Source organism: Extensimonas vulgaris, from assembly GCF_003337425.1.
Classification (GTDB): domain Bacteria; phylum Pseudomonadota; class Gammaproteobacteria; order Burkholderiales; family Burkholderiaceae_C; genus Extensimonas; species Extensimonas vulgaris.
This window is the reverse complement of sequence record NZ_QPJU01000002.1, coordinates 113782-127940: the sequence shown is the minus strand read 5'-3', so window position 1 is coordinate 127940 and position 14159 is coordinate 113782. Positions and strand designations below refer to the sequence as shown.

Below are 14159 nucleotides of genomic sequence, written 5' to 3'. Positions count from 1 at the left end.
TCCACGGGTTGCACTTACTCGCTCATGCCGTCTTTTTTGGCGGCATCGGCAATGCCCTTTGCGGCCCGCTGCAGCTTGGCCTGCTCGAGGTCTTTCAGGGCCTGGGAGCGAGCTTTTCCAGGGTTGTAGCCAAAGCCTGGATCGATGCCATCCGCTACCTGCACGATCTGTCCAGTGCGGGTGTTTACATAGTCCACCATGGGGCTTGGGGGGGCTATTTTGACCAGAGGAGTTTGCACGATAGGGGCATTGGCATCGAACTCTGCACCTGGGCGGCTCTCTGTGTAGCCAAGGTCGTAGTCTTCCTGGTTCATGGGCTCTGCGCGGCAGCGGCAGCGCCAGCCGCAGGGCGGGAAATGCTGATCCCACCATGGGTGATCGATTGGCAGGGTGACGTTATGCCAGGCGCGATGTTTGGGGCGCACGTGGCCATCATCCATGGTGACGTAGCGCATGTAGGGGTGAGTCTTTTTGGTACGCTGCGCACGCTCCCACAATCCTGCCGCATAGGCCTGGCTGGTGTTGGTGTCAAAAATGAGCTTGAGCCGTGCAGCATCAAACCTGGTGCGCACCACGTCGCCAGTTACGGGGTCTGTGACCTCATTCAGGCCCCACCATCCGCGCTCGCGCAGCAGTTGTTCGACGTCGCGCATCCAGTCGCGGCGCGACAAATTGCCGTTGACGTTGGCAACGATGCCGTCGTAAATGTCCTGCAATAAGTCCACTCGGGCCAGACGAGAAATGGTGAATTGCGTGTTGTGCTCAGCTTGAAAAATGTCTTCCCACGCGAAAGTCTCGCGCATCAGGTTGCGCGCCATGAGCCAATCCACCGCATCTTGCGGCGTGAGCTTCATGAGCTGCGCGAATTGTTCCGGGGTCAGATTGGAATCAGGCATTGCAGCGCATTATGTTTTTGCAAGGTCTGCATTGTCTGCATTGTCCGCATTGTTGGCTGCAATGACACGTGCAATGAATGCGGATTGCGCAAGTTTTTCCGTGAGTGGTTTCACGTCCACCTCGGGTAATGTGCTCGGCAACTTGTCCAGCAATTCTTGCGCAGTCAAACCAGAATTTTCAGCCTCTGCAAACAACGCACGCAATGGCGCTACCATGGGCTCGGAAATGCTTTGCCATTGATCCTGCATAGCCTGCACCAGCATTTCTGTGGTGGTCATGCGTTGCGCTGGGGCAATATATTTGCCTGCAGCATCTGCAAACGCTGGGTTTTGCGCAGCGCCTGACAATGGTGCAGGCGTTTGCATGGTTTGTGGTGGGGGCTCTGCAATATCACCAGGCTCGAAACCATAGACCCGCGCGAAATAGGCGGGCGTGAGTTTTGCGCCAGATTCTGTCAGCGTCTTATCCCGCAGGGCCAGCGTGGTATCCACCTCCTCTTGCTCGTACAGTTCGAACGTAGGTGCAGCTGCACCAGGCCCATCGTTAAGGTCAACGATCCAGCGCAAAAGCTGGTTCAGGGTTGCCTCCACCAGGCGCGCGTCCGCGTCGCGCAGCTCTGTCACCACCTGCAGGCCCGCGGTGGCGCTGGCACGGTTGGACTGCACTTCGGTGGTCTGGTTTTGTCCCAGCAGCGCTATGGCTATTTCTGACCGGCAGAACATCAGCAGGCGCTCATACAGGTCTGCGCTCGCCGTCTTTCCCGCAGACTCCACGATGTCCACGCTGGCGTCATCGGGGATCACCGCAACAGCGTCTTGCACCATGGCTTCCAGGTTGTCCAGCAGTGCGCTCTGCTCTGCCGGTGGTGTGCCGCGTGGGGTCTTTCCGATGAGCCAGGGCGTGCCGTATTTTTCAGCGAACGTGACCCAGAACTTCAACCCTCCACGCTTGAATACCGTGGGCCAGAAACACATGCTCAGGTCGGCAAAACCATAGGGGTTTGCGTAGCTCGCATCCTGCGCCGGAACCAGGAATTTGCGCTCTGGCAACTCCTCGCCATACAGCGGCGCATTGCGCGAGCGAAAACGCAGTTGCGCATTGGCGTCGAACTGGAACCACGTGACAGGCTTTGCCAGCACATCCAGCGGCACCGTTGCGCCACCGAATAGCGGTTTGCTCCACACGATCTCCATTGGCTGCCAACCAAACAACGGGGCATCGAGCATTTCGCGCAGGATGCGGCGCATATCCAGCGCATCGAATGCCGCCTGGCATATTTTGAGCGTGCGCGCACTCGCATTGCCGCGCTGCAGCCGCCATTCCATTGCCAGCACACCCGCCTTGCGCCGCCGAATGCAGCCGCCCACGTGCGCATCGCTGCGCAGCTCGGTGTAAATGGCAATGTCGCGGCCCTGTTTTTTGAGGATGGGGTCAGGGTTTGGCAGCAACAGGCTCAGCGCCGCAAAATCAGGGCTGCGGTCGCGTGTGGCAATCTGCTCTGACAGGGGGCGCTGCGCCGATGGGTCTGCAAAATGCACGAATTCGCTCGGCGTGACGTAAAGGCCGCGTGCGGTCATATCAATAGCCCTCCAATTGCAGGCGCAGGTCGGTGCGGCGCGGTCGGCTGGCCACGCTCGGAGGCCCGCTGGGTGCGCTGTCTGCGTGCAATGCCAATGCCAGTGCCCAAAAATGGTCAGCGTGGCCGTCTGGCGTGCGCTCTGCCGCAAAACGGATGTTGCCAGCGCTGCTCACCACCTTGGTGACGGAGCGCAGGTCAGCGCGGATGCGCTGGTCGTAAGGGATGCGCAACTTTCGGTCTTCCATGGCGCCGCGCACTGGATAGGCCATGGACTCCTTGACGGGCCCGGTGAAGGTCACGCCCTCCACCCGGTAATGGCCCCATGCGTCCTGCGCATCATCGACCCAGCCAATGCCAAGGCCCGTCGCATCGATGCAGGTGCGGCGGCTGCGCTCTATCCATGGCCATAGGATGGCCTCCTGGTCGGACTTGCGCATGCCGCGCAATGCCTCCACGTGGCGCGTGTAATAGGTGTCCCCCAGCTTTTCCAGCACCCAAAGCACGGTCAAGTCCTGCTTGCGGCCGATGTCAATGCCGCAAAAAAGCGGGCCGTTTTCGCGGGTTCGCCAATCGATGGTTTGCGGGTATTCGCAGGCAGCAATGAGGTCGTATTCCAAAAATGCGACGTCATCGTCCGCCGGGGCGCAGCAGTATTCCTGCTGGAACGATTCCTCATCGGCGCAACCTGCGCGGATGAAGTCGAAATACTGCGCCTCATCCATTGCCTGGCGCTCATCGTCTGCGGGCAGCATGGATTGCAGTTTGTAGAGGAATCCCTGATCCAGCGCATCCTGCAGCGTCACGCGGTGCAGGCTGATTCCCTTGGGGTTTCCGCCCTCGCGCACCTCGCGCACCAGGCCGTTGAAAAAATTGTGGCTGCCGCGGTGCGTGCTGATTACCTCCAGGTTGCCGCCCCAGGTAATGCCAGGGTAGGCAATAGACCACAGTTTGCGTGGGTCGGGGTGCAAGGCGAATTCATCCAGCACGCGCGAGCCGCGTTTGCCGGCCTGCGCGTCGGGGTTGCTGCTCATGCTGTGGATGCGTTTGCCGGACGCAAACTCCACCACGTAGGCGCTGCTGCGCGCGCCATCGTCAATCAGTAGCTCACCCAGGTCTTTGGCGGCCATGCCCATGATGCCGGCCCAGAGCTTGCAGTCCTCGACGAACAGGCGCGCCTGCAGATCGTCGCGGCTGCTCACCCATTGGTCATGGCGAGCCCCCTGCGCTGCAGTGCGCTCCACGCAGGCATAGGCCGTGCTCCACGAGAGGCCAATCTGCCGGCCTTTTTCCATCAATTTAAGGCGCGACTCATCCTTGATCCATGCCGATTGGTAAGGCAGAAAAATGGCTTGCGCATCGCGCGGGATTACTTTCGCGCGGCCCTTGCGATCGCGTGGTTTGGTGGGATGCGCAGGGAGCTCGGCAGGCATCATGCAATCCCCAGCGCGGCGCGGATGGCGGCCTTGGTTTCGTCGGTCACGCCGCCGCGGTTGGGCATGGATTCGAGCGCCTTGCGCTGCTCTTCCAGCAGCTTGAGGCGCGCGGCCTCTTCGGCCTCGGCCTGGTATTTTTTGAGGTTGACCGAGCTGCGCGTGAGCGTGGCAATGTTCTTGGCCGCGGCGCTGAGCTGGGCCACGCGCTCGGCTGGGTCTGCGTCTGGGTCGTCGGCTTCTTGCAGGCACAAAATGGCCTCGAAAAGCTCGGTCTGCACCAATGCCGTGAGGGCCTCGCTGCGCGCGTCCTTGTCGTCTCCGGCCTGCGCCTGGATCAGCTTGGCGGCCTCGGTGCTGGCGCGTATGGCGGACAGGCGCCGGTCTAGCTTGGAGCCATAGCGATGCAGCGCAGAGCGGCTTGGCAAGGCGCCATCGTGCGCCTGCGCGGGGAAGCGCGCCTGCAGGTCGGCAATCATTTCGTCGAGGGTTTGCGCACCCGTGGCGAGCATGGCCTCGATGTACGCCTTGACATCCTGCGGCAAGCGCGCCACGCTGGATTTTCTGCCCATGTGGCGCCCCTTACCAATACTTCTGCGGGCGGGCAATGCCGGGCTCGCACTGCGTGGTGTATTCGGCCAGATCAACGCCCTCGCGCGTAAGCTCGGCATGCCAGCGTCCGCTGGGCTGGCGATCCAGCCGGATCAGCTCGCGCTCGTGCAGGTAGTCCAGCTCGCGGCGCAGTTCCAGCGGTGTGGCGTCGGGGTACTCGGCCTGCGCCACGGCCAGAATGGGGCCTTCGGGAGCGCCCAGCGGGCGCGCATTGTTGAGCGTGAGCAGGATCAGCCAGCGCAGGTGCTCGCGCCGGATGCGTTGCGTGTCGTTCAAGGTGGTCATGGGTGGCTCCTGTCGCTGAATGCGGCGCGCAGCTGCACGTTGTCAAGTTTGGTGGCCAGGCCGTCTAGCTTGGCCTCCACGATGGACTGCCCGCGCACGTAATCCTCGCGGCGCACGTAGTTCAGGGGAAGCTCGCCTTGCAGACGCATGAACTGGCGCTCCAGCTCCTGCATGGCCTTGGCATTGCCATCCTGCGCGGTGGAGATGCCATCGAGCAGCTTGACCAGCGCGTCGAACTTGTCGGCAATGCGGCGCTCATACTGCACATTGACCATTTTTGCCAGTGCCCACAAGGCCGCCACGACAAGCGCCAGTACGGTGATCACGTTTCCCAGCGTCAGCTCAAAGACCATTTCCACTCCCGTTTTCTGCAGCGCCCGTTGCGGCGTCGCCATTGCCATCCATAGCCATGCGCGCCCACGCCTGCAGGCCCGTCACCTGGGCGCTGAGCCCGTCAGCCGTTGCTGCCACAGCTGCATATCGCTGGCTGCACTCGCCGAGTGCGTTGCGGGCGGTGGTGGCTCCATCAGGCCCGGCATCGGCGCCGGCAGGCGTGGCGGGCGTGGGCAGTCCGGCAGCGGGCGCAGCCCCAGCCCGGTTGAGCTGGGCGATGGTGTCGAGCAGGCTGCGAGCATGGGCAGCACTGCGCTCAGCGTCAGCGCGCAAAGCAGCCTCGCGGTTGGCTTGGTCATGGGCGATCCTTTCGGCGGTAGCCTGGTGTTGCAACTCGGTTTCGCGGGCCGCGCGCTCTGCGATGGCCTGGCGCTGCGCGGCCTGCATGGCGGCCTGGGCATCGTCGGCACGGCGCCGATCCTCCGCAGCGTCCCAGCGCGTCTGCACGGTGCGCATGCCGGCGTTGCGGCCTGCAACGTAGAGGTAGGCGCACAGCGCCAGCGCGGCGCATGCGGCTATTGCCACCAGCAGCGCACGGGTGCGGTCTGTGGCCAGGTTGATGGGGCTGAAAGTCATGGCGCAGGCACTCCCAGGCACATCGCGCGCAGGCGCTGGCGGTCTGCCCATACGCCGCGGCAGGTGCGGTTGTCGGGGTGGCTGCAACGGTCTTGCGGCTTGTGCACGGGGCCAGCCTTGTCGTACAGCATGATGGCATCGCACGCGCCCGCATAGTCGCCCGCCTGCAGGCGCTGCGCCAGGGTGCTGGGCCCCGTGCGGGCATTGTTTTTGCACACGGCCGTGGCGCCCGTGTTGTAGGCCAGGCCCACGAAAGCATCCCACTCGCGCTGGTACATGGGCACGGCAAGGCACTTGCGCAGCGCTACCTCCACCTCGGCCGCATCGGCGCGCAGGCGCACCAGGGCGCGCACCGGCGTGGTCGTGTCGCCCATCTTGACACCACCCGTGGAGCCGTATCCCAGCGTGGCCACGGCCTTGCCATGCACGGGGTCGGGGTAGGCCTTGTCGCTGTAGCCCTCGCGCTGGGCGATATACACCAGGCCGGATGCAGACAGCACCAGGGCCGCAATGCCTATGCGTTGGGAGTCAAGCGCCATGCGCGCCTCCGCAACGGAGGGCGTAGGGATGTAGATCGCGGTATGACGTCATGCCCAGCATGGTGCCGCGCGCGCGCGAGCCGGGCGAACGAAAGCGGTTTAGTTATTGCAACGGCAACCCCCAGGCTACGCTGCAGCACTCACTCCCCAAAAGGCATCATCATGCAACGGCACCACTGGAAGACACTTGGCACCAGCGCTTTTTGTATTGCACTCATCGCGCGCATGGCCTGGCGCAAAAGTTGGGCTGACCGAGCGGCTGGTGCCGTTAAGGTTTCAGGCATGAACACCGCCACCGCTAACGCGAAGGCGGCAGAATGTTCAACGGGGTCGAGCAACATTCTTCCAGAATCACCAGCACTTCGCGCATACGGCGACCAGTGGCATCGTCGGCAGCAAGCGCTTGATTCGGTGCGCCAATCTGCAGCCATGCTCTGCGCAACTCCGCTGCAAACGCCTGCCCATCTGGATGCGTGCGCAGCAATGCTGCCAGCGCACACACCACCACTGCAAGCTCCCCCTTCACTTCCTCAACGGCTTCGCCAAGCGTGGCAACGCCTGTGGCCAATACCTTGACGGAATCCTGAGTCATCATGTCTCCTTGTTGTGGTCGGTCGTCATGGGCCACTGCGCGCTGGCTTTTTCGCCATCATGTGGTTTTTAGCGCAGCGCCTCGAGCTCGCGCTGCAGCGCGTCGATGCGGGTGCGCAGTTCGCGCTGACGGGTGTCGCAGGCTGAGGCTGCGGCCTGCATTTCGGAGGATATGGACTGCTCCCACACTGCGCCCGCCAGGTTGTTGTTGGCGCGCAGCTTGCGGGCTGCCAAGGTGCGTTGCTGCTCATCGCACTGGCGCACCTCATTGTCCAGCTGGCGCTGCAACGGCGGCAGCTCAAACTGCCTGATGGCGAAAGCCCGGTGCCACTTGTCGTCGTAGGCGCCCTCCGCAGCTGCTGGAGCGTTGCCTCCGGAGGCTGAGCGCTGCGCCGCCGTGGGGCCGTTGGCATGCACGTCCAGCACGGCGCCGCGGCCATCTTGGCAGGGCGCGTCCTGGTACACCACGCGACCTCCTTCGGCGGAGCACTTGTGCACGGCCCATGCGGGGGTGCACAGCAGCATGAGCAGGGCCAGTGCCAGTGCCAGTGCGAGTGAGTGCGGGCGGGTGATGGCGGGCATTTCAGGCTCCTTTCAGTGGGGATCAACTGGCGCGTTTCTTGGTGGCATTCGCAGGCGCGAACGCACCTAGCGTAGTGCGCACGCCGGCCTGCACGGCCTGCGGCGCATGGCGGAAATTGTCCAACAGGATGCGCTCCTGCGGGGGAAGCAACTCCAGCTCTGCGATGGGCTTCGCGCGCTCGCCGGTGAGGACGTATGCAACATCAACTCCGACTTTGGCGATTTCGGACAAGTACCTAGCGTCTGGCGATCTTTCATCTTTTTCATAGTGCAGCTGGGCTTGCTTGCGCACGCCTCCAACAGAGCCAAGTTCCTCCTGGCTCATCTGCAATCGCTCGCGTTCTTCACGCAATCTTTGTCCAATACCCATTTGGATAACTCAAGTTATTGCAAGGTACTCATTTGCGTACCATAATCACATCCGCAAACCCTACAAAACCATAGATAGACCAACGGAAGCAAGCCATGAACCACTCCATTCAAGCCCCTGTTTTCAACGACCCGCTGCGCATGAGCGACGCGGAGCTTTTTGCCGCCGCGCAAGGCTATGCGCAGCGTCGCCAGCAGCTGCTCGCGCTGGCTGCCGATGCCCACGCCCTGGGCCTGGCAGGCAAAACGCGCCGCCAGGTGCTGCTGGCTGCACGCCGCTGCGAGACCAAGGTCTTAGACCTGTCCATCAGCGCGGAACTGCGCTGCATGCGCGACGCAGAGCGCAACGCGGCCTGACGCGCCTTTGCCAACCACCTCCACCAAACCAACGGAGCCACCACCATGACACACCTCGCCTCCATCACCATGACCCCTGGCATGCCCATCACGCACGAGTGCGTGGACTGGCACGCGCAAACCGTGGCGCAGAGCGCGCTCTCGGCCAGCATTGCGCTAGACAACGCCGCATCTGCTGCGGCGGCCTTTTTGCAACGCAGCCGCGCACCAGGCGGCAGGCGCATGGCATCGCGCGTGTACGAGGACTACGTGGACCTCATCGCTCGCATGGATGCCGAGTCACGCTATCTGCAGCGCTTGCACCAGATCCTGGACTGCACCGATGCGCAGCAAGCGGAAAAGCAAGCAACAAACGAAACAAAGGTGCACCAATGAGCAAGCATAGCAAACCTACGACGCAAGGCACGCGCACCCCGCAAGAGGTGCTCGAATGGCTGGAATACAACGGCATCAGCGTGGCCCAATGGGCGAGAGAGCATGGGTTTTCAGTCGGACTCACGCGCTCTGTGCTGCGGGGCCGTCCTGGACGGCGCGGCATGAGCCACAACATTGCCGTGGCCCTAGGCATCAAGCGCGGCGTGCCCACCGCACTGCCTGGCCGCAGCGACGCAGACCTGTGCGCATCGCGCGGGCAGCTGAACAGCGCCGCCCAGCGTGCCCGGCGTCAGGCTGGCAATGTCCAATCCGGCGCAGCCCACACGCAGCAGGAGGCCGCATGAACCACTGCACCATGCCACTCGCTGAGGCCAAGCACCTCAGCGATCTGCTGATGGCCCGGCATGCACGAGCAACAGCGCCTCTGCAAGTTCTGCAAGCCCGGATTGCCAAGCTGGCTCAGGCTGTGTGCCAGCCATCATCTCAAGATCGCGCGCCAGCTGCAGCAGGTTCGCATGGCCGGCCTTTGACAGATGGCGAGCCAGCACTACAAACGCCGCCCGCTGCACCGTCTGCGCAGCATGTAGATCGCGCACCTGATTCAGCAGCTCATCCAGCACATCCGGCAGGTCTTGATGGTGTTGCATGTTCGTCCTTTCGAGGGGTTGTGTGACATGCCTGCACTTTGCCACTGCGAAAGCCGCTTTACCAGTGCAAAAGACGGAATCTTTTTGGAAGCGCTGCGCAAAGGGGCCTTCCAATGATCCGCCGCGATTGGAAACGCCTGCGCGCCGCCAGCCTGGTGGAGGCGCTGCGTCTGTGCAAGGCCTATGCGCAGGAGCGCTCAAACCTCAGCGTGGAGCGCATCGCCGATCGCATGGGCGTGACGCACGACAGCCTCTACAAGTGGCTGGCCACGGGGCGCCTGCCGGCCAACCTGATACCGCCCTACGAACACGCCTGCGGCTGCCACTACGTGAGCGAATGGCTGGCGGCGTCTGCAGGGCGCATGGTGGTGGCCATGCCCACGGGAAAAAAGGCCGATGCCGCAGACATGGTGCAGCTCAACAGCGGCTTTGCCCAGGCGCTGCAACTGCTGACCAACTTTTATGCCGACCCGGCGCGCACCGATGCCAGCGTAACGGCGGCAGCGCTGCGCGAACACATGGAGCGCGTGGCCTACCACGAGCGCAACGTGGCTGCATATGCCCAGCCGCAACTGGAGTTTGACGCATGACCACCCGCCCCCGCAAAACCGACTACACCAACCGCGCGCAGCAGCGCCTGCTGCAGGTGGTGCTGGCCTTGTTTGCCGATGTGGTGCAAGGCATGGCGCCCACGGCGCTGGCCAAGGCCGTGGGCTGCAGCGTGCCCGTGATATTGCGCGACCTCGACAACCTGGCCACCGCAGGCCTGGCCGAGCGCGACGAGGCCACCGGCCTATGGCGCCTGACGCAACGCCTGCCGCAGCAGTCCATCAAGGTGTTTGCTGCGCTGGACACCGCGCAGCGCCGCCTGGACGAGGCGCGCCAGCGCTACACGCGCAACCCAGGCTAGAGCCGCCATGCAGTGCCCTCTATCCCACCCAATTTGAAGACTTGGAGCCCAAAAAATGACGACTGCAGGACGCAAAACACTGGTGCCAGCTGCACCGGCCATCAGAGACGAAGAGATCGATGAGCAAAAACTAGATGGCGCCATGCAGGCCATGCGCGCCGAAGGCCTGGCGCTGCAGCAGCGCGATGCCAGTGTGCGCGCCGTGGCCCTGCAACTGGGCTACCAACTGCCCGCCGATGCCACCGACCCCGATCTGATCCAGCGCGACATTGCCGCGAACATGCGCCGCAGCGTGGAGGCCTGCCTGGAAGTTGGGCGCGGGCTGCGCGTGCTCAAGGAGGCTTGTGAGCATGGGAGCTTCATGGCACGACTGGAGGTGCTTGGGATCGAGGCCAGTGTGGCCCGCCGCTTCATGGAAACAGCAACCAAATTCGCAAAACGTGCGACGTCGCACGTTTTGGCCGCAGCTGGTAGTCAATCCAAATTATTCGAGCTGCTGATCCTCGACGATGAACAGATCGAGGAGCTAGAGCTTACGGGCCAGACAGGCGAACTGAAACTGGACGATGTGGCCACCATGAGCGTGAAGGAATTGCGCGCGGCGCTGCGTGAGCAGCGCGCCGAAACCGATGCAACGCGCCGCGTGCTGGCCGACAAAAACGCCGCCATGGACAAGCTGCGCGCGCAGATCAAACGCATCGAGACAGCGCCCAGAGACATGGTGCAGCTGGAGCTGCAAAAAGAGGCCACGGCCATCATGCAAGATGCGCTGGGGGCCATACGCGGGGGCGTGCGGCAGGCGCTCATCAAGCTGCGCGCACACGGCGATGGCAGCACGCGCGACGATGTGTTCTGCGCCGGCCTGGTGGGCCAGCTGGCGCACGAGCTGCAGCTGCTGCGCGAGGAGTTCCGGCTGCCCGACGTGAGCAATGCCGCCGAGCTCGAGCTGGCCGCCGAGGTGGAGCAGTGGGCAGATTGATCGGGCTGCACGCACACCGCATAGGGCTCGCCACCATGCACCACCACACCCTGAACCCCGTGCGCACGCAGCGGCTGGCGCAGCTGGCGCAGCAGGTGCAGGAGCTGCCCGCCGGGCAGCGCGGCGCGCTGTACGCCGCGGCCTGCGCAGAGCTGGGTATGAGCCTGGCTACGCTGCACCGCCACCTGGCTAAAGTGGCGCCGCGCCCGCAGCGCAAGCGCCGCGACGATGCCGGCGCAGTGTGCCTGCCGCGCACCGAGGCGATAGCCATCAGCGCCATGTTGATGGAAAGCCACCGCAAAAACTCCAAGCGCCTGATGTCGGTTGGCCAGGCAGTGCAGATTTTGCGCGCCAACGGCGAAATCCGCGCGCAGCGCCTGGACGCCGCCACGGGCGAGCTGGTGCCGCTGTCGGACAGCGCCATCGCGCGTGCGCTGCGCGCCTATGGCATGCACCCCGAGCAGATCAACCGGCCGGCACCGGCGGTGGAGCTGCGCAGCCTGCACCCCAACCATGTGTGGCAGATAGACGCGAGTCTGTGCGTGCTGTATTACCTGCATGCGAACACCGAGCGCGAGACCGGGCTGCAGGTGATGCAGCACAGCGTTTTCTACAAAAACAAGCCCAGCAACCTAAGGCGCATCGAGGCCGACCGCGTGTGGTCATACGAGGCCACAGACCACTATAGCGGTGCGATCAAGTTGCGCTACGTGATGGGGGCAGAGAGCGGCGCCAACCTGGCGGAGTGCTTCATAGAGTTCATCCAAAAGTGCGATGGCGACCCCATGCACGGCGTGCCCTACATCCTGATGATGGATATGGGCAGCGCCAATACCAGCGGGCTGTTTGCCAATCTGGCACGGCGCCTGCAGGTCAGGCTGATTGCGCACGCTCCAGGCAATGCGCGCGCCACCGGCCAGGTGGAAAAGGCGCGCGACCTGATCGAAAAGAGCTTCGAGAGCGGACTGCGCCTGCGCCCGGTGCGCGACCTGCAGGAGCTGAACCACCAGGCGCAGCGCTGGGCGCAGTGGTTCAACGGCCATCGCGTGCACACGCGCCATGGCAAAACGCGGTATGACGCCTGGATGAGCATCCGCGAGGATCAGCTGCGCATTGCGCCGTCGGTGCAGGTGTGCCAGGCACTGCTGACGCACCACCCCGAGCTGCGCAAGGTGAGCGTGACGCAGACGGTGAGTTTTGGTGGCGCAGAGTACGACGTGCGCGATGTGCCCGGCGTGATGGTGGGCGAGAAACTCTCCGTGGCCATCAACCCCTATGCGCAGGACGCCGCCACCATCGTGCTGACCGATGCCGATGGCAATGAGCTGCTGCACAGCGTGCCCATGGTGGCGCGCGATGGGGCGGGGTTCCGCACCGATGCCAATGTGATCGGTGAGGACTGGGCGCGCCCGCAGGACACGCAGCTCGATGCCACGCGCAAGGAGCTCGAGCGCGTGGCCATGGACGCGCAGACCGATGCCGAGGCCGAGGCCGCGCGCAAGGCCAAGGCGCTGCCGTTTGGCGGGCGCATAGACCCGTACAAGGTCATCGAGCAGGCGCCAGAGCGCGTCTTTTTGCCGCGGCGCGGCACCGCGCTCGAGGCGGGCGCAAGGCTGGCGCAGCAGGATTCCGTGCCGCCGCTCACGCATTTTGCGGCAGCGCGCGCGCTGGTGGCGCAGGGCGTGGCCATGACGCCGGCGCTGCTGGCCACGCTGCGCCAGCAATACCCGGAGGGGGTGCCAGAAGACAAGCTGCCGGAGATTGCCGCACGCCTGACGGTGCGCGCAGGCCTGCGCGTGGTGGGGGGTGACGCATGAGCGATGCCGCCGCCGCATACGGGCAAAAAGAAGGCCCCATGGGCTGTGCAACCCAGGGGCCAATGAACCCCCCAGAAACCAAACCAACGGAACACCAGGAGGTACCGACGATGTTACTACGCAATGAGAGCCTTTCGCCCGCGGCAAAACGCCACTTTGGCCTGGCGCGCAATCCCTTTGTCGATGACATACAGGCGCGCGAGGACGTGTTTGTGACGCAGCACGGGCGTTACGTGCGTGCCGCGCTGCTGGACGCGGCCACCAACAACGGCTTTGTGGCCATCGTGGGCGAGTCCGGCAGCGGCAAAACCACGCTGCGCGAGGAGCTGGAAGAGCGCATCCGCGAGGAGGCGCGGCCCATCATCCTGATCAAGCCCTATGTGCTGGGCATGGAGCCCAGCGAGGCGCGCGGCAAGCCGATGCGCGTGGGCCAGATTGCAGAGTCCATCGTGCATGCGCTGGCGCCGAATGTGCAGCTCAAGAGCAGCCCCGAGGGGCGCTACCGCCAGGTGCATGAGCTGCTCAAAAGCAGCCGATCGGCGGGCTATACGCACCTGGTACTGATTGAAGAGGCGCACCGCATGCCGCTACCCACGCTCAAACACCTGAAGAATTTTATGGAGCTTAAGGACGGCCTGCGCCGCTTGCTGGGCGTGGCGCTGATTGGCCAGCCCGAGCTGCGCACGCTGCTGAGCGAACAAAACCCCGAGGTGCGCGAGATTGTGCAGCGCTGCGAACTGATCGCCATGGAACCGCTGGACAACGACCTTGAGGGCTACCTGACGCACAAACTCGAGCGTGCCGGCGCCAGGGTGGCAGACCTGTTCGAGGCCGATGCCATGGATGCGATTCGCGCCCGCCTGATTGCCACGCCGCGCGGCGCGCGCACAGGCCATGCCAGCGCTGCGGTGAGCGTGTGCTACCCGTTGGTGGTGAACAACCTGGTGTGCCGCGCGCTCAACGCGGCGGCGCTGGTGGGCTACCCGAAGATCGATGCGCACGTGATTGCGGGGTGCTGAGCCATGACCATTTACAGCATCCGCATCACCATGCAAGACGGCAGCGCCCGTCGCTATACCGGCCTGTTCGCGTGCGGCATCGAGGCCGTGCTGCAAACCATGGCCGACTACCCGCAGGCGCGCAGTGTGAGCGCAATCTGCATCCAAAGGAGCAAACCATGACGATCCGAGGATATACGTGTGCGGAGCTTGGCGTATGCAA

21 protein-coding genes are annotated in these 14159 nt (G+C 63.8%); 9 read left to right on the top strand and 12 right to left on the bottom strand.

Annotated elements, in window-relative coordinates:
- Positions 1 to 14: 14 nt before the first annotated feature.
- The 11 genes from DFR45_RS03580 to DFR45_RS03535 all read right to left on the bottom strand — a co-directional run bounded on the left by DFR45_RS03580 (position 15) and on the right by DFR45_RS03535 (position 7854).
- Positions 15 to 896: a phage head morphogenesis protein gene (locus tag DFR45_RS03580; RefSeq protein WP_114482328.1), complete on the bottom strand. Its 882-nt coding sequence runs from the start codon at positions 894 to 896 to the stop codon at positions 15 to 17.
- A 9-nt stretch (positions 897 to 905) separates the two neighbouring features.
- On the bottom strand, positions 906 to 2474 hold the full coding sequence (locus DFR45_RS03575) for a DUF935 domain-containing protein (protein WP_114482327.1): 1569 nt from the start codon (positions 2472 to 2474) through the stop codon (positions 906 to 908).
- A 1-nt stretch (position 2475) separates the two neighbouring features.
- Positions 2476 to 3906 carry a phage terminase large subunit family protein gene (locus tag DFR45_RS03570; RefSeq protein WP_114482676.1) on the bottom strand — a complete coding sequence of 477 codons (1431 nt, stop codon included), beginning with the start codon at positions 3904 to 3906 and terminating at the stop codon, positions 2476 to 2478.
- On the bottom strand, positions 3906 to 4478 hold the full coding sequence (locus DFR45_RS03565) for a phage protein Gp27 family protein (protein WP_114482326.1): 573 nt from the start codon (positions 4476 to 4478) through the stop codon (positions 3906 to 3908). The genes DFR45_RS03570 and DFR45_RS03565 overlap by 1 nt, the downstream gene beginning before the upstream one ends.
- Before the next feature lie 10 nt (positions 4479 to 4488).
- Positions 4489 to 4803 carry a hypothetical protein gene (locus tag DFR45_RS03560; protein WP_114482325.1) on the bottom strand — a complete coding sequence of 105 codons (315 nt, stop codon included), beginning with the start codon at positions 4801 to 4803 and terminating at the stop codon, positions 4489 to 4491.
- Positions 4800 to 5156 carry a hypothetical protein gene (locus DFR45_RS03555; protein ID WP_114482324.1) on the bottom strand — a complete coding sequence of 119 codons (357 nt, stop codon included), beginning with the start codon at positions 5154 to 5156 and terminating at the stop codon, positions 4800 to 4802. Before DFR45_RS03555 ends, DFR45_RS03560 begins: the two co-directional genes overlap by 4 nt.
- Entirely contained in the window at positions 5146 to 5772 is a 627-nt protein-coding gene (locus DFR45_RS03550) for a DUF2514 domain-containing protein (protein ID WP_114482323.1), read from the bottom strand. The genes DFR45_RS03555 and DFR45_RS03550 overlap by 11 nt, the downstream gene beginning before the upstream one ends.
- The gene (locus DFR45_RS03545) at positions 5769 to 6311 is read right to left on the bottom strand and encodes a lysozyme (protein WP_114482322.1); all 543 of its coding nucleotides are present in this window, start codon (positions 6309 to 6311) and stop codon (positions 5769 to 5771) included. Before DFR45_RS03545 ends, DFR45_RS03550 begins: the two co-directional genes overlap by 4 nt.
- A gap of 298 nt (positions 6312 to 6609) precedes the next feature.
- The gene (locus tag DFR45_RS14330) at positions 6610 to 6903 is read right to left on the bottom strand and encodes a hypothetical protein (protein WP_144686910.1); all 294 of its coding nucleotides are present in this window, start codon (positions 6901 to 6903) and stop codon (positions 6610 to 6612) included.
- A gap of 68 nt (positions 6904 to 6971) precedes the next feature.
- A complete protein-coding gene (locus DFR45_RS03540; protein ID WP_114482321.1) occupies positions 6972 to 7484 on the bottom strand; it encodes a hypothetical protein in 513 nt (170 codons plus the stop codon).
- A 22-nt stretch (positions 7485 to 7506) separates the two neighbouring features.
- Complete coding sequence (locus DFR45_RS03535; RefSeq protein ID WP_114482320.1) at positions 7507 to 7854, bottom strand: helix-turn-helix domain-containing protein; 348 nt, start codon at positions 7852 to 7854, stop codon at positions 7507 to 7509.
- Between the two features lie 95 nt (positions 7855 to 7949).
- Between DFR45_RS03535 and DFR45_RS03530 the strand changes: the two genes are divergently transcribed.
- Genes DFR45_RS03530 through DFR45_RS03520 form a run of 3 tightly spaced genes read left to right on the top strand, consistent with a single transcriptional unit; the run spans position 7950 to position 8929 of the window.
- Positions 7950 to 8210 carry a hypothetical protein gene (locus DFR45_RS03530; RefSeq protein WP_144686909.1) on the top strand — a complete coding sequence of 87 codons (261 nt, stop codon included), beginning with the start codon at positions 7950 to 7952 and terminating at the stop codon, positions 8208 to 8210.
- A 45-nt stretch (positions 8211 to 8255) separates the two neighbouring features.
- The gene (locus tag DFR45_RS03525; protein WP_114482318.1) at positions 8256 to 8585 is read left to right on the top strand and encodes a hypothetical protein; all 330 of its coding nucleotides are present in this window, start codon (positions 8256 to 8258) and stop codon (positions 8583 to 8585) included.
- Positions 8582 to 8929, top strand: a complete 348-nt coding sequence (locus DFR45_RS03520; protein WP_114482317.1) for a helix-turn-helix domain-containing protein — start codon at positions 8582 to 8584, stop codon at positions 8927 to 8929. Before DFR45_RS03525 ends, DFR45_RS03520 begins: the two co-directional genes overlap by 4 nt.
- A 36-nt stretch (positions 8930 to 8965) precedes the next feature.
- Here the strand turns inward: DFR45_RS03520 and DFR45_RS03515 are convergent, their stop codons facing one another.
- Positions 8966 to 9232 (bottom strand): hypothetical protein, encoded by a 267-nt coding sequence (locus DFR45_RS03515; RefSeq protein ID WP_144686908.1) that lies wholly within the window; start codon positions 9230 to 9232, stop codon positions 8966 to 8968.
- Positions 9233 to 9345: 113 nt separating this feature from the next.
- Here DFR45_RS03515 and DFR45_RS03510 point away from each other — a divergent pair, with 113 nt between their 5' ends.
- The 6 genes from DFR45_RS03510 (at position 9346) to DFR45_RS14455 (ending at position 14119) form a co-directional block, all read left to right on the top strand.
- On the top strand, positions 9346 to 9822 hold the full coding sequence (locus DFR45_RS03510) for a hypothetical protein (protein WP_114482315.1): 477 nt from the start codon (positions 9346 to 9348) through the stop codon (positions 9820 to 9822).
- Entirely contained in the window at positions 9819 to 10142 is a 324-nt protein-coding gene (locus DFR45_RS03505; RefSeq protein WP_114482314.1) for an IclR family transcriptional regulator, read from the top strand. Before DFR45_RS03510 ends, DFR45_RS03505 begins: the two co-directional genes overlap by 4 nt.
- A gap of 55 nt (positions 10143 to 10197) precedes the next feature.
- Positions 10198 to 11121 carry a hypothetical protein gene (locus tag DFR45_RS03500; protein ID WP_114482313.1) on the top strand — a complete coding sequence of 308 codons (924 nt, stop codon included), beginning with the start codon at positions 10198 to 10200 and terminating at the stop codon, positions 11119 to 11121.
- A 35-nt stretch (positions 11122 to 11156) separates the two neighbouring features.
- Positions 11157 to 12938, top strand: coding sequence for a DDE-type integrase/transposase/recombinase (locus DFR45_RS03495; protein WP_114482675.1), 1782 nt, complete (start codon positions 11157 to 11159; stop codon positions 12936 to 12938).
- A gap of 110 nt (positions 12939 to 13048) precedes the next feature.
- On the top strand, positions 13049 to 13957 hold the full coding sequence (locus DFR45_RS03490) for an ExeA family protein (protein WP_114482312.1): 909 nt from the start codon (positions 13049 to 13051) through the stop codon (positions 13955 to 13957).
- A 3-nt stretch (positions 13958 to 13960) separates the two neighbouring features.
- The gene (locus DFR45_RS14455) at positions 13961 to 14119 is read left to right on the top strand and encodes a hypothetical protein (RefSeq protein ID WP_158636968.1); all 159 of its coding nucleotides are present in this window, start codon (positions 13961 to 13963) and stop codon (positions 14117 to 14119) included.
- Positions 14120 to 14159 lie beyond the last annotated feature (40 nt).

Bases quoted from the DNA above. Each gene is read 5' to 3' on its own strand.
- DFR45_RS03580 (WP_114482328.1), bottom strand. From the start codon at position 896: ATGCCTGATTCCAATCTGACCCCGGAACAATTCGCGCAGCTCATGAAG.
- DFR45_RS03575 (WP_114482327.1), bottom strand. From the start codon at position 2,474: ATGACCGCACGCGGCCTTTACGTCACGCCGAGCGAATTCGTGCATTTT.
- DFR45_RS03570 (WP_114482676.1), bottom strand. From the start codon at position 3,906: ATGCCTGCCGAGCTCCCTGCGCATCCCACCAAACCACGCGATCGCAAG.
- DFR45_RS03565 (WP_114482326.1), bottom strand. From the start codon at position 4,478: ATGGGCAGAAAATCCAGCGTGGCGCGCTTGCCGCAGGATGTCAAGGCG.
- DFR45_RS03560 (WP_114482325.1), bottom strand. From the start codon at position 4,803: ATGACCACCTTGAACGACACGCAACGCATCCGGCGCGAGCACCTGCGC.
- DFR45_RS03555 (WP_114482324.1), bottom strand. From the start codon at position 5,156: ATGGTCTTTGAGCTGACGCTGGGAAACGTGATCACCGTACTGGCGCTT.
- DFR45_RS03550 (WP_114482323.1), bottom strand. From the start codon at position 5,772: ATGACTTTCAGCCCCATCAACCTGGCCACAGACCGCACCCGTGCGCTG.
- DFR45_RS03545 (WP_114482322.1), bottom strand. From the start codon at position 6,311: ATGGCGCTTGACTCCCAACGCATAGGCATTGCGGCCCTGGTGCTGTCT.
- DFR45_RS14330 (WP_144686910.1), bottom strand. From the start codon at position 6,903: ATGACTCAGGATTCCGTCAAGGTATTGGCCACAGGCGTTGCCACGCTT.
- DFR45_RS03540 (WP_114482321.1), bottom strand. From the start codon at position 7,484: ATGCCCGCCATCACCCGCCCGCACTCACTCGCACTGGCACTGGCACTG.
- DFR45_RS03535 (WP_114482320.1), bottom strand. From the start codon at position 7,854: ATGGGTATTGGACAAAGATTGCGTGAAGAACGCGAGCGATTGCAGATG.
- DFR45_RS03530 (WP_144686909.1), top strand. From the start codon at position 7,950: ATGAACCACTCCATTCAAGCCCCTGTTTTCAACGACCCGCTGCGCATG.
- DFR45_RS03525 (WP_114482318.1), top strand. From the start codon at position 8,256: ATGACACACCTCGCCTCCATCACCATGACCCCTGGCATGCCCATCACG.
- DFR45_RS03520 (WP_114482317.1), top strand. From the start codon at position 8,582: ATGAGCAAGCATAGCAAACCTACGACGCAAGGCACGCGCACCCCGCAA.
- DFR45_RS03515 (WP_144686908.1), bottom strand. From the start codon at position 9,232: ATGCAACACCATCAAGACCTGCCGGATGTGCTGGATGAGCTGCTGAAT.
- DFR45_RS03510 (WP_114482315.1), top strand. From the start codon at position 9,346: ATGATCCGCCGCGATTGGAAACGCCTGCGCGCCGCCAGCCTGGTGGAG.
- DFR45_RS03505 (WP_114482314.1), top strand. From the start codon at position 9,819: ATGACCACCCGCCCCCGCAAAACCGACTACACCAACCGCGCGCAGCAG.
- DFR45_RS03500 (WP_114482313.1), top strand. From the start codon at position 10,198: ATGACGACTGCAGGACGCAAAACACTGGTGCCAGCTGCACCGGCCATC.
- DFR45_RS03495 (WP_114482675.1), top strand. From the start codon at position 11,157: ATGCACCACCACACCCTGAACCCCGTGCGCACGCAGCGGCTGGCGCAG.
- DFR45_RS03490 (WP_114482312.1), top strand. From the start codon at position 13,049: ATGTTACTACGCAATGAGAGCCTTTCGCCCGCGGCAAAACGCCACTTT.
- DFR45_RS14455 (WP_158636968.1), top strand. From the start codon at position 13,961: ATGACCATTTACAGCATCCGCATCACCATGCAAGACGGCAGCGCCCGT.